Source organism: Cupriavidus sp. 05L411, from assembly GCF_056398045.1.
On sequence record NZ_JBFTOQ010000007.1, the window covers coordinates 183,525 to 205,036 of the forward strand.

Here is a 21,512-nt window from a genome sequence, read left to right on the forward strand (position 1 = left end):
AGCGCCGCCAGGCAAGTTCGCCCCAGCCATGCCACAATGGCGCCCCGGCGCAAAGTCGGCCTGTGCGACGGGCCGTTTTTGCCACCGCACGAATAAAGAAGATTCATCATGGCACTGCTCCAGATCTCCGAACCCGGCATGTCGCCGGCACCCCACCAGAAGCGGCTCGCGGTCGGCATCGACCTTGGCACCACCAATTCGCTGGTGGCAGCGGTTCGCAACAGCATTCCCGAAGTCCTGACCGACGAAAGCGGCCGCGCGCTGCTGCCTTCGGTCGTGCGCTACCTGCCCAAGGGTACGCAGATCGGCTACCGCGCGCAGGAAGAGGCGGTGCACGACCCCAAGAACACCATCGTCTCGGTCAAGCGCTTCATGGGGCGCGGCCTGCGCGACGTCGCGCATATCGAGCACAGCCCCTACGATTTCGTCGACGCGCCCGGGATGGTGCAGATCAAGACCGTGGCTGGCGTGAAGAGTCCGGTGGAAGTCTCGGCGGAAATCCTGGCCACGCTGCGCCAGCGCGCCGAGGATTCGCTCGGCGACGAACTCGTCGGCGCGGTGATTACGGTGCCCGCCTATTTCGACGACGCCCAGCGCCAGGCTACCAAGGATGCCGCGCAGCTCGCCGGCCTTGAAGTGTTGCGCCTGCTCAACGAGCCGACCGCGGCAGCCATCGCCTATGGCCTGGACAACGCTTCCGAGGGCATCTACGCGGTGTACGACCTCGGCGGCGGCACCTTCGATATCTCCATCCTCAAGCTCAGCCGGGGCGTGTTCGAAGTGCTGGCCACCGGCGGCGATTCCGCCCTGGGCGGCGACGATTTCGACCAGCGCCTGATGTGCTGGATCGTCGAGCAGGCTGGCCTGCAACCGCTGTCTGCCGAGGATATGCGCCTGCTGATGGTGCGCTCCCGCGCGGCCAAGGAAGCGTTGTCGTCGGCTGATTCGACCGTGATCGATGCCGTGCTGAACAGCGGCGAGATCGTGCACCTGACGCTGCCGGCCTCGACCTTTGTCGAGTTGACCGCGCCGCTGGTGCAAAAGACCCTGTCGCCTGTGCGCAAGGCGCTGCGCGATGCCGGCGTCGCGGCGGACGAGGTCAAGGGCGTCGTGCTGGTTGGCGGCGCGACCCGCATCCCTTCCATCCGCAAGGCGGTGGGAGACTTCTTCGGCCAGCCGCCGCTGACCAACCTCGACCCGGACAAGGTCGTGGCCCTGGGCGCGGCCATGCAGGCCAACCTGCTGGCCGGCAACGGCGCGCCCGGCGAGGAGTGGCTGCTGCTGGACGTGATTCCGCTGTCACTGGGCGTGGAAACCATGGGTGGCCTGGTCGAGAAGATCATTCCGCGCAACAGCACCATCCCGGTCGCCCGCGCGCAGGAATTCACCACGTTCAAGGACGGCCAGACGGCCATCGCCATCCACGTGCTGCAAGGCGAGCGCGAACTGGCGAGCGATTGCCGCTCGCTGGCGCGTTTCGAGTTGCGTGGCATCCCGCCGATGGTGGCCGGCGCGGCGCGCATTCGCGTGACGTACCAGGTTGACGCCGATGGGCTGCTGTCGGTCTTCGCACGCGAGACGCAATCCGGTGTGGAGGCGACCATCACCGTCAAGCCGTCCTACGGCCTGGCCGACGACGAGATCGCCCGCATGCTGCAGGACAGCTTCCGTGAAGCCGAGCACGACATGAAGAGCCGTGCGCTGGCGGAGGAACGCGTGGACGCCGCGCGCCTCATCGAAGCCACGCGCCGCGCGCTGGAACTCGATGGCGACCTGCTCTCTGCCGAGGAGCGTGCCGACGTGGAGCGCCTGATCACGGCCGCTAGCGACATTGCCGCAGGCGAAGATCACCACGCCATCAAGACAGCGGTGGAAGCGCTGTCCCACGGCACCGACGAATTCGCTGCCCGCCGGATGGACCGCTCGATCAAGAGCGCGCTGGCCGGCCGCAAGGTGCAGGACCTGGGCTGATCCCCGAGGCCAATCGCACCCTATCTATATCCAGGACATTCCATGCCACAGATCATCGTATTGCCCCACGTCGAACTCTGCCCCGAAGGGGCCGTGTTCGAAGCCAAAGCCGGTACCAGCATTTGCGACGCGTTGCTCAGCAACGGCATCGAGATCGAGCACGCCTGCGAGAAGTCCTGCGCGTGCACCACCTGCCACGTGGTGGTGCGCGAGGGCTTCAACTCGCTGGAAGAGGCCGAAGAGAAAGAGGAAGACCTGCTCGACAAGGCCTGGGGCCTGGAGCCCAACTCGCGCCTGTCCTGCCAGGCCCTGGTGGCCGACAGCGACCTCACCGTGCAGATCCCCAAGTACACGATCAACCATGCCAAGGAAGAGCATTGAGCGCGGCGCGCTCGCCGACTTGCTCGCCTGACCAGAGCTGACCAGAACTGACCGGAGAGAATTCCCATGAAGTGGACCGACACCTACGACATCGCCGCCGCCCTGTACGACAAGTACCCGGACGTGGATCCCACCACCATCCGCTTCACCGACCTGCACCGCTGGGTCATGGAGCTGGACGGCTTTGCCGATGTGGCCGATCGCTCGGGCGAGAAGATACTGGAAGCGATTCAATCCGCCTGGATTGAAGAGGCGGAATAAGGGCTGGAACGAAAAAAAACCGCGGAAACGCGGTTTTTTTTCGCTCTTGCGGATGCCGGTTCAGCCGGCGACCAGCTGGCCATCCTGCATGTGCACACGTTCCCCGATCTGCACGCCCGGATCGGCTTGATACGTGAAGGTGCGGTGGCTGCCGTTGTCCATCTGCACGCGGACCTGGTAGCTGGTGTCCTTGCGCACGGTCTTCTCGATCTGGTTGCCGGCAAAGCCGCCGCCCACGGCACCGGCCACGGTGCCCAGGATACGGCCATTGCCCTTGCCGATCTGGTTGCCGAGCAGGCCGCCGATGACGGCGCCGCCCACCGCGCCCAGGCCAGTGGCCGGCTTGGGTGCTTCGATCGGGGTGATGGCGACGACGCGGCCGGCATACGCGCTGCCTTGCGCCGGCTGGCGTTCCGCATAGGCGCCGTTGTCATTGCGGCTGGCCGCGGGGCCATAGCCTGCATCGCGGCTGGCGCTGCTGCGCTCCTGGGCGCGGCGTGCAGCGGGTGCCGGTGCCGGTGCGGCCGGGGCGACGGGCGCCTGCGCCAGGTTCGCGGCCTCGGGCGGCCGCGTGGTGCTGCCCGGCGCCGGCAGTTGCGCGGTGTCGGCGCCATTGATGGTGCCGTTGACGGTGCCATTGGCGGCGACAGGCGCGGTCAGGGACTGCTGCGATCCCTGCATGGCCTTGCTGGTAGGCAGCACGCCGGTCATGGCGGCGACCGCTGTCAGGCTGGCGATCACGACGGCTACCGCGGCGGCGCCGACCAGCGGATGCAGGCGGCGTTGGGTGGGCAGGGAAGCGGGCATGGCAGGCTCGTTGGATTGGTGCAAGGTCGGATTCGACATATTATTTTCCTCGCAAAACGCAGCCGGTCAGCGGTACTGATGGCTAGCGATTCGATGGACTTAGTTTGGCCCAACTCACCGCCATTTTCCGTTTGATTTTGTAAGTTTCTGTAGGTTGAAATCTTCTTTTAAATCATAGGTTTGGCTGCAAAGATGCATGGCCTTCGCGGCCTGTGTTTGTAACAAGCTCGCAGCTACAAGCAAAAAGCCCCACCAGATATTGGCAGGGCTTTTTGCTGTGCGAGGCAGCCCGGCGAGGCTGCCGCGCCGCGTCAGTCCTCGCGGCGCAGATGCGGGAACAAGATGACGTCGCGGATGTTCGGGCTGTCGGTCAGCAACATCACCAGCCGGTCGATGCCGATGCCGCAGCCGCCCGTCGGGGGCATGCCGTATTCCAGCGCACGGATGTAGTCGGCGTCGAAGTACATCGCTTCTTCGTCGCCCGCATCCTTCTGGTCGACCTGCTTGCGGAAGCGCTCGGCCTGGTCTTCGGCGTCATTCAGCTCGGAGAAACCGTTGGCGATCTCGCGGCCGGTGATGAACAGCTCGAAGCGCTCGGTGATGCCCGGCTGGGTATCCGAGGCGCGCGCCAGCGGCGAGACTTCCACCGGGTAGTCGATGATGAACGTCGGCTCCCACAGCTGGCTTTCGGCGGTTTCCTCGAACAGCACCAGTTGCAGCGTGCCCAGGCCCGCGTTGAGGAATTGCGGGGCGCCGGTGTTGATGCCGAACTTCTTCAGCTCGGCGCGCAGGAATTCCGTATCGGCCAGTTGCGCGTCGGTATATTGCGGCGCGAACTTCTGGATGGCCTGCGTGATGGTGAGGCGATGGAACGGCTTGGACAGGTCCAGCTCGCGGTCCTGGTAGGTCAGCACGGCGCTGCCGCGCGCGTCGATCGCGGCCTGGCGGATCAGGTCCTCGGTGAAGTCCATCAGCCAGCGGTAGTCCGTGTAGGCCGCGTAGAACTCCATCATGGTGAACTCAGGGTTGTGGCGCGGGCTCACCCCCTCGTTGCGGAAGTTGCGGTTGATCTCGAACACGCGCTCGAAACCGCCCACCACCAGGCGCTTCAGGTACAGCTCGGGCGCGATGCGCAGGAACATCTGCATGTCCAGCGCGTTGTGGTGGGTGATGAACGGCTTGGCCGTGGCGCCGCCCGGGATCGGGTGCAGCATCGGCGTTTCGACTTCCATGAAGTCGTTGCTGGCCATGTGCCGGCGCAGCGAGCTGATAGCGTTGGTGCGGGCGCGGAAGGTGGCGCGCGTTTCCGGCGACACGATCAGGTCCACATAGCGCTGGCGGTATTTCTGTTCCTGGTCGGCCAGGCCGTAGTAATCGCCGGGCAGGGGGCGCAGGCTCTTGGACAGCAGGCGCAGCTCGGTCACCGCCACCGACAGCTCGCCGGTCTTGGTCTTCATCAGCGTGCCGCGGGCGGCCACGATATCGCCCAGGTCCCACTTCTTGAAGGCGGCGTACACGTCTTCACCAATCGCATCGCGGCTGATGTAGAACTGGATGCGGCCCGAGCCGTCCTGCACGGTGGCAAAGCTGGCCTTGCCCATCACGCGCTTGAGCATCATGCGCCCGGCGATGGCGACTTCCACCGGGGTGGCTTCAAGCACGGCCTGCTCGGTCTCGCTGTACTGCGCGTGCAGCGCGGCGGCCTGGTGGGTCGGGCGGAAGTCGTTGGGGAAGGCCGGGCCTTGCTGACGCAGGGCCTGGAGCTTCTCGCGCCGTTCCGCGATGATCTTGTTTTCGTCGGCTGCGGCCGGGACGTTGGTCTCGGCGGGAGCGCGGTTGGATTCGGTCATGATGTCTTGGTGAGTCGCTCGGGCCAGGCCCGCGCGAGGTTCATGTATTGCGGATGTCGTCGAGCTCGGTGCTGCCGAAGTCAGGCCGCTCCAGGTACGCAGCGATACGCTGCGCGGTGTCGTCGGCCGAGGCCAGCTGATCGTTGTCCTTGAGGTCGCGGAAGCGCTGCACCTGGGCAAAGTCGGCGTTGCGGATGGTGGCCTGCATGCCGGTATCGACCACGCCCGGCGCCAGCGCTACCGCGCGCACGGCGCGTTCCGCCGGCGCCTGCGCGTATTCCGCGTTGATGGAGCGCACGAACATGTCCAGGCCCGCCTTGCCGGCGCAATATGCGCTCCAGCCTTCGACCGGGCGGCGCGCCGCGCCGGAGGATATCGCCAGGATCTTGCGCGGGCAGCCAAAGCGCTCGGTGTGCGAGAGGAAGGCCGCGGTCATGGTCATCGGCGTGGCCAGGTTGGTCAGCAGATGCTGCACCAGCGCCGGCTCGCGCAGGTTGGCGATGGGGCCGATCGGATCGATCATGCCCGCGTTCAGGATCAGCGTGACGCTGGCAAGCGTTTCCTCGACAACATCGAGGACGCTGCCGAGCCAGGTTGCCGACGGGCCGGCTTGGGAGAGGTCTTGCAAGTGCCAGGCTACCTTGACGCCGCTGGCGGACGCCGCCCGTTCCAGCTCGGGATTGCGGCTGCGGGACACGCATACCAGGCGGTTGCCCGGTTTGAGCAATGCCTGCGTCAGCGAGGCACCGAGCCCGCGCGAGGTGCCCGTGATGATGATCAGATGCGTTGCTGCGGTCGATGCTGCGGTCATGGTCAAGATTGTCCCGGCAGGTGAGTGGCCGCACCTGCCGCCGCCACACGCCGATCCTTGCCGGGGGCGCGTGGCGGCGGCGTGGCGCCGCTGCGTGGTTACAGCCCTTGCTTCAGGCTGGCTACGATGAAGGGATCCAGGTCGCCGTCCAGCACCTTCTGCGTGTTGGACATTTCCACGTTGGTGCGCAGATCCTTGATGCGGCTCTGGTCCAGTACGTACGAGCGGATCTGGTGGCCCCAGCCCACATCGGTCTTGGACGACTCCAGCTTGTCGGCTTCGGCCTGGCGCTTGCGCATTTCGTGCTCATACAGGCGCGACTTCAGCATCGACATGGCTTCGGCGCGGTTGCGGTGCTGCGAGCGGTCGTTCTGGCACTGCACCACAATGCCGGTCGGGATGTGCGTGATCCGCACGGCCGAATCGGTCTTGTTGATGTGCTGGCCGCCCGCGCCGGAGGCACGGTAGGTATCCACGCGCAGGTCCGCCGGATTGACGTCGACCTCGAACGATTCGTCGACCTCGGGGTAGACGAAGACGGACGAGAACGACGTGTGGCGGCCGCCCGACGAATCGAACGGCGACTTGCGCACCAGGCGGTGCACGCCGGTTTCCGTGCGCAGGTAGCCGAACGCGTATTCGCCCTCGACCTTGATCGTGGCGCTCTTGATGCCCGCCACGTCGCCTTCCGACTCTTCCAGCACTTCGGCCTTGAAGCCCTTGCGCTCGCAATACTTCAGGTACTGGCGCAGCAGCATCGACGCCCAGTCGCAGGCTTCGGTACCACCGGCGCCGGCCTGGATGTCGATAAAGGCGTTGGCTTGGTCCATTTCGCCGGAGAACATGCGGCGGAATTCCATGTCGGCGACGATGGCCTCGAAGCCGGAAACGTCGGTTTCGATGGCTTCCAGCGTGTCGTCGTCGCCTTCTTCGCGGGCGAGCTCGAACAGCTCGTCGGCGCCGCTAAGGTCGTCCGTGAGCTTGCTGAGCACGCCGACCACGCCCTCCAGCATTTTCTTTTCCTTGCCGAGATCCTGGGCCCGCTTGGGGTTGTTCCAGACCTCGGGGTCCTCGAGTTCGCCGTTGACTTCGTCGAGTCGTCCTACTTTGACATCGTAGTCAAAGATACCCCCGTAGATCTTCCGTTCGCGAACGGAGATCAGAGATGGCACCGGAGATGGCGTTGAGGCGTTCTGCTTCCATGATGTTCCTGCGCTTTCAAAACCTTGAATTATAGCGGATCGGGGGCTTTTGCCCCGGCCCTGATCGCGTCTGTTGCGCGAATTCGAACGGTTTGCTCCCTGGAGGGTCTACAGTTGCGGGTGCGTCATGGCAGACTCGAACGCGCCGGCGGCCCAGGGCCGGCCACCAGGCAGGCTTCAAGTTAAGGACAGGGAGGGACGATAAGTACGTGATGAAGCAAAGCAACCACGACAAGACGAGCGCGCGGCGCCGCGCGCTTGGCCTGCTGGCCGCCGCCGCTGCGGCGTGCCTGGCCGCCGGCTGCGGCACCCTGGCCAGCGAACCCGCGCCCGATGGCTACTACCGGGTGCAGAGCGGCGACACCTTGTACACCGTGGCCCGGCGGCACAAGCGCGCCGTGCGCGACCTGGTGCGCTGGAACCAGCTGCCCAGCGCGGACCGGATCGAAGTCGGGCAACTGCTGCGGGTCCGCCCGCCGGCTGGCGCCAGCGCTGGCACGGCTGCTGGCAACGGCCCGGTGGCGGTCGGGGACACCCCGCGGGTGGACAACAGCGCGCCGTCGCGCGCCCCCGCCACCAGCATCCGCCTGCAATGGCCGGCCGACGGCCGCGTGACCGCCGGCTACGGGCCGCCTGCCAGCAAGGGCCTGCGTATCAACACCGCGCCCGGCAGCGTGGTGCGCGCGGCCGCCGCCGGCAAGGCCATCCACGTCGGCGACCTGCGCGGCTACGGCATGCTGGTGATCGTCAAGCACGACGACAACTGGCTGACGGTGTATGGCAACCTGGACAAGCCCTCGGTCAGCGAGGGCGCGCAGGTATCCAGCGGGCAGGAGGTCGGGCGCATGGGCACGGCCGACAGCGAACTGCATTTCGAGGTACGCAACAACGGCAAGCCGGTGGATCCGGCGGGGCTGCTGCCGCCGCGCGGCTAAGCCACCCGCTGGCCAGGCGCGCTACTGCGCGTGCTCGATCACCATCTGCACCCGTGTGATGCCGTTGAAGGTGTTGTTGTCGAGCCGGTAGGCCACCAGCGCGCTGGCGCCCAGCGACTCCGCATGGTTGAACCAGATCGCGTCGAAGCGCTGGCTGCCGCGCCCTAGCTGCAGCTTCAGGTGCTTGCCCTTGAGCACGCTCTGGCGCAGCACGTCGAACTCGCCGCAGAAGGTGGGCGCCGGGAAGCCCTGGCCCCAGACCTGCTGCTCCAGCAGCGAGACGAATTCCGGGCTGAAGCAGGCATCCTCGATGTCGCCATCGGTCTCGATCACCCGCGCCAACTGCTCGTCGCTCAGCCATTCGCGCCCCACCGCCTCGAACGCTTCCATGAACTGCCCGAAGCTGTCGGCGCCGAGGGTCAGGCCGGCCGCCATGGCGTGGCCGCCAAACTTCTTCAGCAGGCCGGGATGGCGCTTGGACACCAGGTCCAGCGCATCGCGCAGGTGAAAGCCCGGGATGGAGCGGCCCGATCCCTTGATCGTGTCTTCGTCGCCCGGGGCGAATGTGATGGTGGGGCGATGGTATTTTTCCTTGAGCCGCGAGGCCACGATGCCAATCACGCCCTGGTGCCAGGTGTCGTTGAACACGCTGACGGTAAAGCGCGCGGCTGGGTCCAGCGCGCCCAGCGGGCCTTCCAGGATCTGCAAGGCTTCTTGCTGCATGCCAGCTTCGATATCGCGCCGCTCGCGGTTCATGCCGTCGAGTTCCTGGGCGATCTCCCAGGCGCGGTTGGCGTCGTCGGTCAGCAGGCATTCGATGCCGAGCGACATGTCGGCCAGCCGCCCTGCGGCGTTCAGGCGCGGGCCCACGCCAAAGCCCAGGTCGAAGGTGTTGGCGCGCGTGGCCTCGCGCCCGGCGGCGCGGAAGAGGGCTGCCACGCCGGCGTGCATGCGGCCGGCGCGCATGCGCTTCAGGCCCTGTGCCACCAGGATGCGGTTGTTGCTGTCGAGCTTGACCACGTCGGCGACCGTGCCTAGCGCAACCAGGTCCAGCAGGGCGTCCAGGCGCGGCTGGGTCTGCGCGTCGAACACGCCGCGGCGGCGCAGTTCGGCACGCAAGGCCAGCAGCACGTAGAACATTACGCCCACGCCCGCCAGATTCTTGCTGGGGAATTCGCAGCCGGGCTGGTTGGGGTTGACGATCACTGCCGCGTCGGGCAACTGGTCGCCGGGCAAGTGGTGGTCGGTCACCACCACGTCGATGCCGAGTGCATTGGCCGCCGCCACGCCGTCGACGCTGGCGATGCCGTTGTCCACCGTCACGATCACATCCGGCTGCTGCTTGGCGGCCAGCGCCACGATCTCCGGGGTCAGGCCGTAGCCGTACTCGAAGCGGTTGGGCACGATGTAGTCGATGCGCGCCCCCAGCATGCGCAAACCGCGCACGCCCACCGCGCAGGCGGTGGCGCCGTCGCAGTCATAGTCCGCCACGATCAGCAGGCGCCGGCCCGCGGCGATGGCGTCGGCAAGGTAGGTGGCCGCGTGGTCGATGCCTTTCATGGCCGCCGGCGGCACCAGGCCGGGCAGCTCGGTGGCGAGCTCGGCCGGCTCGCGCACGCCGCGTGCCGAGAGGATGCGCGCCAGCGTGGGATGCAGGCCGAACCCGGCCAGCTTGCCAGCGTGCTCGGTGGAAAAAGAGCGAACAGCGATTTTTGTCATTGCGGGGTCTTGCGGATAACCAGGGGATCAGGCGGCATAGGCGAGGTCGGACAGCAGCGCGCGCCAATCGCCGCGCTGGCCCAGGCCGCGCCAGAACTTGCGCAGGTCGGCGCGGCGCACGGTGAACTCGGCGTAGTGGTTGTCGCCGGACAGCATGAGCGTGACCGCCTGCAACTCCCCGGCTTCGAGGGCGGCCAGGGCGGGCACGAACCATTCGGCGTCGAGCGTGTGCATGCGCTCGATCCACAGGCCCCAGTCCTGGGCGATATGGGACTCGATGGCGTCGTCCAGCAGTACCATGGCGCTGCCCTGCATCGCCTGGATTGCCTTGAAGCGCGGCGGCTGGGGCTGGCATGCCGCGCCGCCGGCCAGCGCCACGCCGCGCAGGAAGGCGTCGCCGGTCAGTACCGTGTCTGCCAGGCGCGGCACCGGCTGCAGGGTGCCGCCGCCGTGGAGCCAGACCGAATTGACGGAGAACTCTCCCGCAGCTTCCCTGGCCTGGTTCACCGGATGGTCGTACCAGGTCATCTGGATTTCGTTCTGGATCCGGCGCCAGTCGCGGGCGCGCTCGCCGGCCTGCATCCACACATCGATATTGCGGCCGGTGGCCCGCAGCGGGCTGGCGGCCACAAGTGGCCCGAACACGGCTTGCGGGATGTACCAGCGCGCCGGGTGCGGTGTTTCAAGCACAATGCCGGATTCCTGCAGCAGCGCCGCCACCGCGGCGTGCAGGGCGGCGGACTCCTCGGCCCGGATATGCAGCTGAGCCGGGTCCATCAGCACCAGGTGGTCGCGCGCGGCATGGATATGCACCGGCTGCAGGCAGGCCCAGGCCTGGCCATCGTCCGCCGTGGCACCGTTGCCGGCGGCGGTCGTGTCGGCCAGGCGCATGTACGGGGCACTGGGCACATGGGCAGTGTCCAGCCCGGCGCGCCCGGCCAGCCAGCGCTCATGCGGCAGCGCGCGCAGGAAGGGGTCGTCGTGCCGCTCGCGCGGGCCGGGGCTGGCGCGCGTGAGCAACTTTCCCAGCGCCGGCAACTCCAACTGCCGCAGCAGGGCTTCGAGCATGGCGTCGTTGCCCCCACCGTCGGCGTCGATCGCGGCGCCGGGCGGGACAGAAAAGGGCACAATCAGGGTCAGGTGCGTCATCATGGTGCCGAGATTGTAAACTTGCGGCTGGCTGACGGCGGAAATATCGTCCCCGGCCCGGTTGCGACAGTGGCGCGAGCGGCGCCCCGGGTATGCGGCCAGCAAGTCATCAGCGGCGTCGGCGGTGTGGCGCCGGCGTTTCTCCTTAACAACAGGAACCCTCTTGAACTTTCCTTACGAGTGGCAGATCGGTTGGCGATACACCCGCGCAAGCAAGCGCGCCAGCCGCAACACCTTTATTTCCTTTATCTCGATGATTTCCATGCTCGGCATTGCGCTGGGCGTGGCGGCGCTGATCGTGGTGCTGTCGGTAATGAACGGTTTCCAGAAAGAAGTGCGGGATCGCATGCTCTCCGTGCTGTCGCACATCGAGGTGGTCGGCCCCGAGGCGCTGCCCGACTGGCAGAAGACCGCCGCCGAGGCGATGCGCAACAAGGAAGTGATCGGTGCAGCGCCCTATGTGGCCGCGCAGGCCATGCTCACCCGCGAGGATGCCGTGCGCGGCGTGCTGCTGCGTGGGGTCGAGCCTTCGGAAGAACCCAAGGTTTCCGATATCGGCAAGCAGTTCCGGGGTGGCAGCATGGAGCGCCTGCTTCCGGGCGAGTTCGGCATCGCCCTGGGCAATGAGCTGGCCAACGCGATGGGCGTGCAGGTGGGCGACAAGGTCACGCTGGTGGTGCCGCAGGGCACCATCACACCGGCCGGCGTGCTGCCGAGGCTCAAGCAGTTCACGGTGGTGGGCGTGTTCTCGTCCGGCCATTTCGAGTTCGACAACGCGCTGGCGCTGATTAATATCCGCGACGCCGAAGCCATGTTCCGCCTCGCCGGGCCCACCGGCGTGCGTTTGAAGCTGACGGACATGCAGCGCGCCCCCCAGGTGGCCGACGAACTGGCCGGTACGCTCTCGGGCGAGCTTTACCTGCGGGACTGGTCCAAGCAGAACCGTAACTGGTTTGCCGCGGTGCAGACCGAGAAGCGCATGATGTTCATCATCCTGACGCTGATCATCGCGGTGGCGGCCTTCAACCTGGTGTCCACGCTGGTCATGACCGTGACGGACAAGCAGGCTGACATCGCCATCCTGCGCACCATGGGCGCCCAGCCGAGCTCGATCACCAAGATCTTTATCGTGCAGGGCGTTGCCATCGGCTTTATCGGCACGCTGGCGGGGGTTGCCGGTGGCGCCTTGATCGCGTTCAACATCGATGTGATCGTGCCCTTTATCGAACGGCTGCTGCATGTGCAGTTCCTGCCGCGCGACATCTATTTCATCAGCGAACTGCCCTCGGATCCCCGCGTGAACGACATTGCGACCATCGGTATCGTCTCCTTTGTGCTGTCCATCCTGGCCACGCTCTACCCAAGCTGGCGTGCTGCCCGCGTCAACCCGGCGGAGGCGCTGCGCTATGAGTGAAACCCTGATGCACGCCGCACCGGCCGGCAATGCCGCAGACGCCGCCGGCAAGGCCGGCTCGGATATGCCGGTGCTGCTGGCCGAAGGCCTGACCAAGCGCTTCCGCCAGGGCGGCCTGGACGTGACCGTGCTCAAGGGCGTGGATGTCCGGGTGGATGCGGGCGAGAAAGTCGCCATCGTGGGCGCTTCCGGTTCCGGCAAGAGCACGCTGCTGCATGTGCTGGGCGGGCTCGACAACCCGGACAGCGGGCGGGTCGCCTTGAAGGGCCGGCCTTTCACCGCGCTGCGCGAGAGCGAGCGCAACATCGTGCGCAACCGCGAGCTGGGCTTCATCTACCAGTTCCACCATCTGCTGCCCGAGTTCACCGCGCTGGATAACGTGGCCATGCCGATGCGCATCCGCGGGCTGCGCCAGCCCGAGGCGCGCGCGGCGGCGATGACGGTGCTTGAGCGCGTGGGCCTGGGCGACCGGGCGCAGCACCGGCCTGGCGAGCTGTCCGGCGGCGAGCGCCAGCGGGTGGCGATCGCCCGCGCGCTGGTGGGCGGCCCGGCCTGCGTGCTGGCCGACGAGCCCACTGGCAACCTGGACGACCATACCGCGGGCGGCGTCTACGACCTGATGCTGGAGCTGTCGCGCACGCTGGGCACCAGTTTTGTCATCGTGACCCACGACCTCGACCTGGCCAGCCGCTGCGATCGCGTGCTGCGGCTGCGCGACGGGCATATCCACCGCGAGCGCTGAGCGCGCCCAGGCGCTAGCGGAACCCGCCATGTGGATAGATACGCATTGCCACCTCGACGCCGGCGAATTCGATGCCGACCGTGACACCGTTGCCGCCGCCGCTGCCACGGCGGGGGTGACGGGCATCGTGCTGCCGGCGGTGGCCGTGTCGAATTTTGCCGCGGTGCGGGCGCTGGCGCATCGCCACGCTAGCTGCGTCTACGCGTTGGGGATCCATCCGCTGTGCACGCCGGGCGCAGGGCAGGCCGACCTCGATGCTTTACGCAGCGAGGCGCAAGCCTCGCTGGCCGATCCGCGCTTTGTCGGCATCGGCGAGATCGGGCTCGATTTCTTCGTGCCCGGCCTCGATGCCGCGCACCAGGCCTGGATCTATGCCGAGCAACTCAAGATTGCGCGCGAGTTGGACTTGCCGGTGCTGCTGCATGTGCGCAAGTCGCAGGACCAGGTGGCGGCCCAGTTGCGCCGCATCGGCGTGCGCCAGGGCATTGCCCATGCTTTCAACGGCAGCGTGCAGCAGGCGCGGGGATTTATCGACCAGGGCCTCAAGCTGGGCTTCGGCGGCAACCTGACCTTCAGCCGCGCCAACCAGATCCGGCGCCTGGCGACGGAGTTGCCGCTCGACGCCATCGTGCTGGAAACCGACGCACCCGACATCGCGCCCGCCTGGCTGTCCGACGACCAGTTCGGCGAGCAGCACAAGGCGCGCAACACGCCCGCCGAAGTGGCCGGCGTGGCGCGCGTGCTGGGCGAGTTGCGCGGGCTGGATGCCGCGCCGCTGGCGCAGGCGATGTGGCGCAACTCCGTTGCGGCCTTGCCGCGGCTGGGCGCGTTCGCGTCAACCATGTTCCCCCCGGCATTGTCTGCATTGGCTGCATTGGCCCCGGCCGAAACAATCGGCAACCAACCCGTTTCATCCTGACAAGTCTGGCGGCCAGTGACGGCCGTATAAGCAGACGCATCCGATATCCCATCTACCCGTTGGGGGAGTCCGCATGCGTCTGTTTTTGCTCGCCTTCGTGGCGGGCTGCTGGTGGCTGCAGCAACAAGGCTCGCTGCCGCGTGGCGGCGCGGTGTGGGTGTTGGCGGCTGCCGGGCTCCTGGCGGCCGCGCTCGCACTGTGCCTGCGCACGCGCCGGCCTGGCTGGGCGCGGGTGGCCTGGATCGTGTTGTCGCTGCTGGCTGGTTTCGGCTGTTCGGCGTGGCGCGCCGAGGCTCGTTTGGCAGAGCGGCTGGCGCCAGGGCTGGAAGGGGTCGACCTGCAGGTGAGTGGCGTGGTGGCCGGGCTGCCGGCGCAGGCCGCGCGCGGCCTGCGCTTCGTGTTCGCGCTTGACGATGCGGCGGGCATGCCGCCCCGCGTCTTGCTGGGCTGGGAGGATGCCCCGGCCGGCTTGCGGCCGGGCGAGCGCTACGTCTTCACCGTGCGCTTGCGGCAGCCCCATGGCCTGGCCAATCCGCATGGCTTCGATTACGAATTCTGGCTGATGGCGGCCGGGCTTGGCGCGACTGGCTACGTGCGCGATGCCATCGGCGAGCCGCAGGACGCTGTCGGCGAACGGCTCGCGTGGCGGATCGCGCGATGGCGGGCGCAGGTGCGCGATCACGTCTTGCAAAGCCTGCCACCCGATGCCCGCTTCGCCCCGGTGCTGGCGGCCCTGGTGGTTGGCGATCAGCACGGCATCCAGCAGCGCGACTGGACCTTGTTCACACGCACCGGCATCGGTCACCTGATCAGCATTTCCGGCCTGCATATCACCATGATTTCCGGCCTGTTCTCCAGCTTCGTCTATTGGCTGTGGCGGCATTCGTTCGGGCTCGGGCGATGGCTGCCGCGGCCCTTGCCGCTGTGGTGGCCGGCGCGGCGCGCCGCGCTGGTGGGCGCGGTGATCGCGGCCCTCGTCTACGGCCTGCTGGCGGGCATGCAGGTGCCGGCGCTGCGCACCGTGTCGATGCTGGTGGTGGCGGCGCTGGCACTCTGGAGCGGGCGCACGCCGCCGGCCTCGCTGGTGCTGGCCTGGGCGGCGTTCGTGGCGATCGGGCTCGACCCCTGGGCGGTGCTGTCGCCCGGGTTCTGGCTTTCGTTCGGCGCGGTGGGCGTGATCTTCCTGGCCGCGGCGCAACCGGCCAACCAGTCCGCGCCGACGCGTTGGCAGCGTGTTCGCGCCAGCCTTGCGCAGGCGGCGCGCACGCAATGGTCCGTCACGATCGGGCTGGTGCCGCTGACCTTGCTGCTGTTCCAGCAGGTCTCGGTGATTTCGCCGCTGGCCAATGCGGCGGCGATCCCGCTGATCAGCCTGCTGGTGACGCCCATGGCCCTGCTGGCGGCGGCGGTGCCCGCGCCGCTGGCGGGCTGGCTGCTTGGCCCCGCGCATCTGCTGCTGCACTGGCTGGTGCTGGGCCTGGAGTGGCTGTCGGCGCCGCCGTGGGCAGTGTGGCAGGCCGCGCGCGCCGGGCCGGTAGCGCTGGCGCTGGCGGTGCTCGGCTCGCTGCTGTTGCTGGCCCCCCTGCCCTGTGGCTTGCGCGCGCGCTTGCATGGCGTGGTACTGCTGTTGCCGATGGTGCTGGCGGGGCGGCAGCCAGTGGCGCACGGGGAGTTTCGCGCCACCGCGATCGATATCGGGCAGGGCACGGCGGTACTGGTGGAAACGCGCTCGCGCGTGCTGCTCTACGATGCCGGGCCGGCTTACGGCTGGGGTGCCGCGCGTGGCGAATTGGGCAACAGCGCCGGCGCGCGGGACATCGTGCCGTTCCTGCGCGGCGCGGGGGTGCGCAGGCTGGACACGCTGGTGATCAGCCATGAAGACGCGGACCATGCGGGCGGTGCGCGCGACATCATGGCGGCGCTGCCGGTGGACAGCCTGCTATCGGGCGCGCCGGCGGGACATCGGCTGCTGGTGCCGCCGGCGAGCGCTGCGCACCTGGAGGCGCAGCCCTGCGAGGCGGGGCGGCAGTGGGAGTGGGATGGCGTGCGCTTTGCCATGCTGCACCCCTTGCCGGGCGTCGCGCAGAATGCCGCCATCGACAGCAATGCGCGCAGTTGCGTGCTCAAGGTGGCCGGCAGCGCACGCAGCCTGCTGCTGACCGGCGATATCGGCCGGCGCGACGAGGCGGCGCTGCTGGCACGCCTGTCCACGCAAGACTTGCGCGCGGACTTCCTGCAGGTGCCGCATCACGGCACCTGCAGGGGTTTGTGGAAAGACCGTGAAACCATGCGAAATCGACCGGAAACCGTTGTGTATAAAGGGTTTCTGGAACTGCTAGTTCTGTGCATCTCGCGGTGCCTTCCGTTGTTTTGGCGTAAAAAATGGACAATCATTACGCCAAAATTACGCCAACGCCTGAGGCTGCCGGGCTAGAATTTCATCCTCGATATGGAGGGTGAAATGGCGGCGTACAGGAAGCGCGGGACGACATGGAGGGCGGAGGTCAACAAGGCCGGCATGCGCATATCGGGTAGCTTCGACACGAAAGCGGAAGCTGTGGAGTGGGCGACGAAGCGCGAGGCAGAGATCGCCAGTGGCACGTATCGCGCGCAGGATGGCGTGCAGCGGACTTTAGACGATGCGATCGTGCGCTATATGGAGGAGGTGTCGCCTGGCAAGCGCGGCGGCGACCTAGAGCTTATTCGGCTCGGTGCGTTCCGCCGCGACTATCCTCACCTGGTGGGAAAGCGCATCGCGGCCGTGTCTTCAGATGACATGGGGCGATGGCGTGACGGCCGAGTGGCCGGCGTAATGAAGAAGAGCCGGCGCGTGCGGATTCAGGCTGGCACGATCAATCGCGAATTGAACCTGCTCTCGTCGATCTTCGAACGCGCGCGCATCGAGTGGAAATGGGTACATGCGAATCCGGTGCGCGACGTGCGCCGGATGCCGAATCCAAAGGCGCGTGATCGGCGGATCGGTGACGACGAAGTCGGTGGCATGCTGGCGGGATTGGGCTATGCGCGAGGCCAGCGCCCGGAGAATAAGCAGCACGAGCTTGCCATCGCCTTCCTGTTCGCGCTAGAGACGGGAATGCGGCTTGGTGAGATTCTTGGGCTGGAGTGGGAGAGGGTGATGCTGGAGAAGCGGTATTTGCATCTGCCGCTGACCAAGAACGGTGGCGGGCGCGCCGTGCCCCTGTCAAGCGCGGCTATCGCATTGCTGGAGTTGCTCGCACCTGCGTCTGATGATGTGGGGCTGGAGCCGAAAGGGCCTTGCTTCACTGTCTCTACGTCCTCGGCCGACGCCCATTGGCGGCGCGCGCGCAACAGGGCCAAGATCGTTGATCTGCATTTTCACGATGCCCGCCACGAGGCCGTCACGCGGCTCGCAAAGAAGCTCGACGTGATGGACCTCGCGCGGATGATCGGCCACAGGGATCTGAAATCCCTGATGGTCTACTACAACGCCACTCCGACCGAGCTTGCCGCGCGTCTGGGCTAGGAGCCAGATCGCGGGCGACCGCGCCCTTTCGGCAGATTGCTGCCGCGGTTGCGCCGCGCCCACTCGATCACTTCGCCGGCGAACCAGCGTTTCTGTGCCTGCGGGCTGTTGGTGGGTTTGATCGGCGTAGGGAACGCAGCCCTTGTGATGACATTGCGGCCCACGGTGTCTACCGATAAGCCCATCCATGCGGCGACAGCCTCCAGGTCCCACAGCTGCACATCAATGGGAACAGTAGATGGTTTGAGGGCGCGCGAAAGCGCCTCAGCCAGTTTCTCGGCCAGGATCTCAGCGCTGGATTGCTCCGCTACGTTCATCACTTCGCTCCCATGGCGCGGATCAGTGCCGCGCAGTGTGCTGCATAGTTTTTGTCGCTGACCACCGCATCGGAATCCCATTCGGCAGCCTGCTCGTCGCAAAGGCGCGCGGCCGCCTCGATTGCCTCGGTCGTTGTGGGGGCATCGTCGAGGGCCAATGGCATACCCGCGGCCTGCACGTGGACGGGGCCGCCGTCTTTGTCTGCCGTGCCGGTGATCACGTCGAAGACGCTTGGACCCTGAGCAGTCTTGATCGCGGCAGGCCGTCGATGGGTTTGGCCTACACTTTCTTGAATCACCCCATCGGCTACCGGCATTGATACCTCAAATGCCAGGATTGCGAGCCCGAGCTGCTGTAGCGCGTCGTCCAGCCCGCCCGGGCTCGCGTCGACGGCCGGCGTGGCCACGGCCTTCGCGGCGATGAGTAGGTCAACGGCATATTTTGGTAGCGGCGTCATGCTGTCCTCCGGCGCGCGAGATGAACGATGGTGCCGGCCGTGCTACGGGCTCGATGCGTCCGACGACCAGGCCGAGCGCTTCCAGGGCTATGCGCGGATCCTCCGCGTACACGCCGACGAGGCGCGCGCTATGCGTGCCGTCAGCATTCAGGGTAATCGTGATGCGGTCGGGCTCCGTGCTGCCGGCTTCTGTCGCCGGCCGGGGCAGGGCGATGATCTTTGCTGTCTTCATGTCATGCCCCAAGGAAACGCCAGAAGGCGGCCGCCAGCCGGCGCATGGCGGCGCAGCGGCGGTTGTAGTAGCGCGAGGCGACGAAGCCGCCCAGGGCGCTGCGGCGGATGTGCGGGCGGATCATTGCTTGCCACCCTTCCTTGCGTCGGATTCGAGGGCCATTAGTTCGAGCGCTAGCGGTTCCGTCAGGCTCAGAACGTGCGAGAGAAGGCAGCGAGTCGGTACATCGGAGCCAATTGGGTCGTCAGGGATAGCGACGTGGAGCGTCTGGATGATGTTGTGGATTGCCCAAGCCTGCTCAGCAAGGTCGATGGGGACGACTGCGGGTTTGCGCTCAGCCATGGCAGCGCTCCCCGTCCAGTTCGAAGAGGCCGGTGCAGATCTCGCCCAGGTCCTGTACTGCGAGCTCGAGCGATACGCCCATGCGGGGGGTAAGCTCGAGCGCCAGCGAGTGGAACTGTTCGAAGTCGTGTGCGTCTTCGCATTTCTCTGCAACCCAGAGCAGGACGCCGAGGCTGTTGGAGACGGTGTTGACGCGATTGGCTGCCTCAGAAACGAGCGGTTGCTTAGTGGTGGCGCTTTTCATTGGGCACCGCCTTTCGCCATGTCGCGAGTGATGTCGTGAGCGAGCGCGTAGGTGTCGCGGCTCAGGCATTCGGCCAGAATGGCAATGGCGTCCAGCAGGCCATTCGTGGTCCGCGCTGTGAGCACTGAATAGCATTGCTCTTGCCCCGGGTCTGCATACTCCAGGCCGCGTCGCTCGGTCTCGAAGGCATTCAAGACGCGAGCAATGGCACGAATGCCGTCGAAGCCGTTCGCGATCTTGCGGAAGTCTCGCGCGGTGGTCAGGTGAAGGCCGCTATGGACCATCTCACCGAAATCGTCACCGTCTTCGCCGTTGTTGTCGAAGTGCGCTGGCAGCGATTCACCCCCAAACTTCTTGGGGATAGTGCAGGTGTCTGCTAAAGTGCTACGCGTGGGGATCCCCACCTGCCCCAGCGGGGTAGTGTCTTTTTGCATGGTTAGAGTCCAATGCTGAAGATTGAAGTTGGGAAGCGGTGGTGCAAACACCGTTTCCCGGGAGGGCCGCACCAGGTGCAAACTGGTGCGGCTCTTTTGTTTTCGGGGTCTCCTAGTTCCTCGGTGTCGATTTCTCCTCGCTCATTCTCTGTCTCAGGATGGCGACCACTTGGCCGTTCAGCGAGCGATCGTTTTCAATTGCAAACGCCGCCAGCCATTCGTGAATTTCCTTCGGCAAGCGCACTTGAAGCTTCACCGGATCATCCATCTGCAGCCTCCAGTGTTTGTGCACCTACCGTAGGTGCATTTATAGCATGCACCTACGGTAGGTGCAATACTAAAATAGGTGCACGCGTTTGGCTTGGTGCGTACAATGGCAACATGGCTACCGAACCCGTCAAACTTCAACTCCGGCTCCCATCCGAACTCCACGCGAAGCTCATTTCTGCGCGCGGCGATTCCGCGCGCTCCTTGAACGCGGAGCTCGTCGAGCGCATTGAGGCGTCGTTTGCGGCTGACGAGAAGATCGAACAGCTTGAGGCGGTAATCAATAGCCTCACCGCGGCAAGCAAGAGCCACGAGAAGGTTCTGTCTTATCAAGGCCAACTCCTGCGTGACGCAGGGGCGTTCATCCAAATGCAGGTCAAGTTCGATCGAACTAGATCGCCGGAAGGCGCGGTTAGTCCCCTTGATGCTCTCGTCATGCGGTTCGGGGAGGCTCTGCACAAGGCTGACTTCGCAGAGGCCATCCGCGTACTTGCGGACCTTTCGCACTGGGCAAAAGAAAAGGGCCTGGAGGGTGGCGACGGACTGCTCGGTCCGTATAAAGAAATCCGTGCGAAGAAGTCGTAGGGGCGCCATCCGGCCGATTTGCTTTGTCGGCGCGTAGCTGAGGCGATCCCGTTCGCTGATCTCACGCATTGTCGACTCTCGAAAACAGATCAACGGGGCGAGGCACTGATTCCCGCGCTCTCTCGGACGCAATGATTTCGCGTGCCAGCGAGATCATCCCGCGGGGTGTGAACAGCAACTGCGATACCGCCTCATGCTCGCCGCAGCTGCGCTCGATCGTCTTGACGCGATGGCGAACTAGACCGGCCTTTTCCTTCTCCGCGTAGCCGGTTAGGCGCTTACCGCCACCATGCCGATGCGCCCATCCATGCTCAACGATCCAGCTCGTAAATTTGCGCTCCGGCAGCTTGAGGCATTTCGCTGCTGCACGAATGCAGAGGTCGCCTTCGGCTGCGGCAAGGCGGTCGTGCGCCTCAACCTTCGGCGCGTCGACGGCAACCTTATGCTCGAGCGCCGCGCGTTGCTCGAACTGGGTTGCCCAAGCGCGGGCAGCCTCAGCGGGGTTTGTAAAGTCAGGGAGGGCGGGTTGCTTGGCGGGCATCGTGTAGGTGCCTGTACGGCGGATCGATGGCAGTACTTCGCTCGTGACCCAGCGCTTGAACCGCTTCGCTGCAACCTTGGTGCTACCAAGGATCAGGGCGTACAGCCCCGATTCGTTGACGTGGTTCTGGCGCTGACGGCCACCCAGCGTAAGGGAGTCCAATTTTTGGACATCCTCTGCATCCACGTGCGATTCAACTGCCTGGCGCGGATTGCCGAACTCGAGCACGGTGCACACATCATTGGCGTTGAACCAGGGCTGGCCCGCATCATCAACGCAGACACGGACTTCGTGCTTCTCAAAGAGGTGGATGCTGATGGCACCGCCTTGCGACGGCGACATCGGTGCTGCCTGCTGCAACTGCTGATTGGGTGCCATGCTGGCCTCAACTCGATGACGTTGAGGCCATGGTAGATTGTTAGAATT

General features: G+C 66.0%; 24 protein-coding genes. 10 read left to right on the forward strand and 14 right to left on the reverse strand.

Annotated elements, in window-relative coordinates; translation table 11 throughout:
- Positions 1–108: 108 nt before the first annotated feature.
- The 3 genes from hscA to iscX all read left to right on the forward strand — a co-directional run bounded on the left by hscA (position 109) and on the right by iscX (position 2,613).
- Positions 109–1,971 (forward strand): Fe-S protein assembly chaperone HscA, encoded by a 1,863-nt coding sequence (gene hscA, locus AC1DQR_RS10545; protein ID WP_416048072.1) that lies wholly within the window; start codon positions 109–111, stop codon positions 1,969–1,971.
- A gap of 42 nt (positions 1,972–2,013) precedes the next feature.
- On the forward strand, positions 2,014–2,352 hold the full coding sequence (gene fdx / locus AC1DQR_RS10550) for an ISC system 2Fe-2S type ferredoxin (RefSeq protein WP_150983839.1): 339 nt from the start codon (positions 2,014–2,016) through the stop codon (positions 2,350–2,352).
- 66 nt (positions 2,353–2,418) lie between these two features.
- Positions 2,419–2,613, forward strand: a complete 195-nt coding sequence (gene iscX / locus AC1DQR_RS10555) for a Fe-S cluster assembly protein IscX (protein ID WP_006160183.1) — start codon at positions 2,419–2,421, stop codon at positions 2,611–2,613.
- A gap of 60 nt (positions 2,614–2,673) precedes the next feature.
- On the opposite strand, the gene AC1DQR_RS10560 is transcribed toward iscX, so the two are convergent.
- The 4 genes from AC1DQR_RS10560 to prfB form a co-directional block, all read right to left on the reverse strand.
- On the reverse strand, positions 2,674–3,459 hold the full coding sequence (locus AC1DQR_RS10560) for a glycine zipper 2TM domain-containing protein (protein WP_416048073.1): 786 nt from the start codon (positions 3,457–3,459) through the stop codon (positions 2,674–2,676).
- A 272-nt stretch (positions 3,460–3,731) separates the two neighbouring features.
- Positions 3,732–5,270 (reverse strand): lysine--tRNA ligase, encoded by a 1,539-nt coding sequence (gene lysS / locus AC1DQR_RS10565; RefSeq protein WP_416048074.1) that lies wholly within the window; start codon positions 5,268–5,270, stop codon positions 3,732–3,734.
- A gap of 40 nt (positions 5,271–5,310) precedes the next feature.
- A complete protein-coding gene (locus AC1DQR_RS10570) occupies positions 5,311–6,081 on the reverse strand; it encodes an SDR family oxidoreductase (RefSeq protein ID WP_416048075.1) in 771 nt (256 codons plus the stop codon).
- Positions 6,082–6,179: 98 nt separating this feature from the next.
- Positions 6,180–7,284 (reverse strand): peptide chain release factor 2 gene (prfB, locus tag AC1DQR_RS10575; protein ID WP_144409746.1). Its coding sequence is split into 2 segments (ribosomal slippage): positions 6,180–7,202 and positions 7,204–7,284, totalling 1,104 coding nucleotides; the frame shifts between segments, so codons are not numbered across the junction.
- A gap of 211 nt (positions 7,285–7,495) precedes the next feature.
- Between prfB and AC1DQR_RS10580 the strand changes: the two genes are divergently transcribed.
- Positions 7,496–8,218 carry a peptidoglycan DD-metalloendopeptidase family protein gene (locus AC1DQR_RS10580; protein ID WP_477132964.1) on the forward strand — a complete coding sequence of 241 codons (723 nt, stop codon included), beginning with the start codon at positions 7,496–7,498 and terminating at the stop codon, positions 8,216–8,218.
- 21 nt (positions 8,219–8,239) lie between these two features.
- Here the strand turns inward: AC1DQR_RS10580 and recJ are convergent, their stop codons facing one another.
- Complete coding sequence (gene recJ, locus AC1DQR_RS10585; protein ID WP_477132965.1) at positions 8,240–9,937, reverse strand: single-stranded-DNA-specific exonuclease RecJ; 1,698 nt, start codon at positions 9,935–9,937, stop codon at positions 8,240–8,242.
- Positions 9,938–9,964: 27 nt separating this feature from the next.
- Positions 9,965–11,089 (reverse strand): hypothetical protein, encoded by a 1,125-nt coding sequence (locus tag AC1DQR_RS10590; RefSeq protein WP_416048078.1) that lies wholly within the window; start codon positions 11,087–11,089, stop codon positions 9,965–9,967.
- Between the two features lie 160 nt (positions 11,090–11,249).
- Between AC1DQR_RS10590 and AC1DQR_RS10595 the strand changes: the two genes are divergently transcribed.
- From AC1DQR_RS10595 to AC1DQR_RS10615, 5 genes are all read left to right on the forward strand, one after another.
- Complete coding sequence (locus tag AC1DQR_RS10595; protein WP_477132966.1) at positions 11,250–12,500, forward strand: lipoprotein-releasing ABC transporter permease subunit; 1,251 nt, start codon at positions 11,250–11,252, stop codon at positions 12,498–12,500.
- Positions 12,493–13,242 (forward strand): lipoprotein-releasing ABC transporter ATP-binding protein LolD, encoded by a 750-nt coding sequence (gene lolD, locus AC1DQR_RS10600; RefSeq protein WP_416048080.1) that lies wholly within the window; start codon positions 12,493–12,495, stop codon positions 13,240–13,242. The genes AC1DQR_RS10595 and lolD overlap by 8 nt, the downstream gene beginning before the upstream one ends.
- A gap of 28 nt (positions 13,243–13,270) precedes the next feature.
- Positions 13,271–14,161, forward strand: coding sequence for a TatD family hydrolase (locus AC1DQR_RS10605; protein ID WP_477132967.1), 891 nt, complete (start codon positions 13,271–13,273; stop codon positions 14,159–14,161).
- 73 nt (positions 14,162–14,234) lie between these two features.
- The gene (locus AC1DQR_RS10610; RefSeq protein ID WP_477132968.1) at positions 14,235–16,595 is read left to right on the forward strand and encodes a DNA internalization-related competence protein ComEC/Rec2; all 2,361 of its coding nucleotides are present in this window, start codon (positions 14,235–14,237) and stop codon (positions 16,593–16,595) included.
- A gap of 27 nt (positions 16,596–16,622) precedes the next feature.
- On the forward strand, positions 16,623–17,666 hold the full coding sequence (locus AC1DQR_RS10615; protein WP_477132969.1) for a site-specific integrase: 1,044 nt from the start codon (positions 16,623–16,625) through the stop codon (positions 17,664–17,666).
- On the opposite strand, the gene AC1DQR_RS10620 is transcribed toward AC1DQR_RS10615, so the two are convergent.
- The 7 genes from AC1DQR_RS10620 to AC1DQR_RS10650 all read right to left on the reverse strand — a co-directional run bounded on the left by AC1DQR_RS10620 (position 17,663) and on the right by AC1DQR_RS10650 (position 19,961).
- Positions 17,663–17,983: a hypothetical protein gene (locus tag AC1DQR_RS10620; RefSeq protein ID WP_253930896.1), complete on the reverse strand. Its 321-nt coding sequence runs from the start codon at positions 17,981–17,983 to the stop codon at positions 17,663–17,665. The two genes, AC1DQR_RS10615 and AC1DQR_RS10620, sit on opposite strands and share 4 nt — an antisense overlap.
- Positions 17,983–18,441, reverse strand: coding sequence for a hypothetical protein (locus AC1DQR_RS10625; protein WP_477132970.1), 459 nt, complete (start codon positions 18,439–18,441; stop codon positions 17,983–17,985). The genes AC1DQR_RS10620 and AC1DQR_RS10625 overlap by 1 nt, the downstream gene beginning before the upstream one ends.
- On the reverse strand, positions 18,413–18,673 hold the full coding sequence (locus AC1DQR_RS10630) for a hypothetical protein (RefSeq protein WP_477132971.1): 261 nt from the start codon (positions 18,671–18,673) through the stop codon (positions 18,413–18,415). The genes AC1DQR_RS10625 and AC1DQR_RS10630 overlap by 29 nt, the downstream gene beginning before the upstream one ends.
- A 1-nt stretch (position 18,674) precedes the next feature.
- Positions 18,675–18,797, reverse strand: coding sequence for a hypothetical protein (locus AC1DQR_RS10635; RefSeq protein ID WP_477132972.1), 123 nt, complete (start codon positions 18,795–18,797; stop codon positions 18,675–18,677).
- A gap of 210 nt (positions 18,798–19,007) precedes the next feature.
- Positions 19,008–19,259 (reverse strand): hypothetical protein, encoded by a 252-nt coding sequence (locus AC1DQR_RS10640; protein ID WP_477132973.1) that lies wholly within the window; start codon positions 19,257–19,259, stop codon positions 19,008–19,010.
- Positions 19,256–19,693, reverse strand: coding sequence for a hypothetical protein (locus AC1DQR_RS10645; protein ID WP_477132974.1), 438 nt, complete (start codon positions 19,691–19,693; stop codon positions 19,256–19,258). The genes AC1DQR_RS10640 and AC1DQR_RS10645 overlap by 4 nt, the downstream gene beginning before the upstream one ends.
- A gap of 112 nt (positions 19,694–19,805) precedes the next feature.
- A complete protein-coding gene (locus tag AC1DQR_RS10650; protein ID WP_477132975.1) occupies positions 19,806–19,961 on the reverse strand; it encodes an Arc family DNA-binding protein in 156 nt (51 codons plus the stop codon).
- A 113-nt stretch (positions 19,962–20,074) separates the two neighbouring features.
- On the opposite strand from AC1DQR_RS10650, the gene AC1DQR_RS10655 reads away from it, so the two are divergent.
- The gene (locus tag AC1DQR_RS10655) at positions 20,075–20,545 is read left to right on the forward strand and encodes a hypothetical protein (protein ID WP_477132976.1); all 471 of its coding nucleotides are present in this window, start codon (positions 20,075–20,077) and stop codon (positions 20,543–20,545) included.
- Between the two features lie 61 nt (positions 20,546–20,606).
- Here AC1DQR_RS10655 and AC1DQR_RS10660 read toward each other — a convergent pair whose 3' ends face one another.
- A complete protein-coding gene (locus tag AC1DQR_RS10660; protein ID WP_477132977.1) occupies positions 20,607–21,464 on the reverse strand; it encodes a BRO family protein in 858 nt (285 codons plus the stop codon).
- Positions 21,465–21,512 lie beyond the last annotated feature (48 nt).